This window comes from Stutzerimonas stutzeri (assembly GCF_024448935.1).
Taxonomy (GTDB): domain Bacteria; phylum Pseudomonadota; class Gammaproteobacteria; order Pseudomonadales; family Pseudomonadaceae; genus Stutzerimonas; species Stutzerimonas stutzeri_AO.
Genome location: NZ_JAMOIE010000264.1, coordinates 1 through 629 on the forward strand (window position 1 = coordinate 1; position 629 = coordinate 629).

The 629-nt window shown below is 66.3% G+C and carries 1 pseudogene; it reads right to left on the reverse strand.

Annotation, left to right across the window (positions count from 1 at the left end):
• Window positions 1-97: 97 nt before the first annotated feature.
• A pseudogene (locus NA637_RS25270) lies at window positions 98-629 on the reverse strand (IS91 family transposase); the annotation flags it as partial.

A 629-nucleotide genomic window follows, 5' to 3' on the forward strand; every position in this document is an offset into this window, starting at 1 on the left:
TTGCCCGAGATTTTTCGGTATGACCCGTTTTTGGCGGTGACAGGCGCAGCGCTGCCTCGCAACGTTGGCAAAACCACTGTTAACCGCTGTTGCCACCCTACCAACTGACGCGCTGATCGACCTCGAAGTCCGGGGCCGGTTGGGTCGCTTCATCCCAGTCTGGGGCTGGCTCCACGCCCTCTGCGGCTTGCGCGTCGCACTCGTCCCACAGTGGCGGCCCGCGTGCCGGGGTGATGTGCGGCGGCTCCGTCTCCACCCCGATGTGCTCCAGTATTTGGCGGATATCGGCACTGTGTGTGATGAAGGCGATGATGTGCATTTGCCCGCCGCAGATGGGGCACAGCAGCGGGAACACCTCGTAGATACGGGCCATCAGCACCGCCCACAAATAGTGCGCCGGGCGCTTGGGTGGCACCGGCTGGGCGGGCTCGGTCTGGGTTGGCAGTGGGCTTCTTACCCCAAGTGCGCCCTCGCCTGCAGCCGTGCTGGCTGGCTCGGCTTGCACCTGCGCCGGTTTCACCGCTGCATCACGCGCCAGCGCCGTGACGGCAGGCCTCAAGGGTGAGTTCGGTGCCAGCACGCCAAAGTAGCGGTGGCGGTGCGTGCGCGGCGGGGGCACCAGCTTGGCG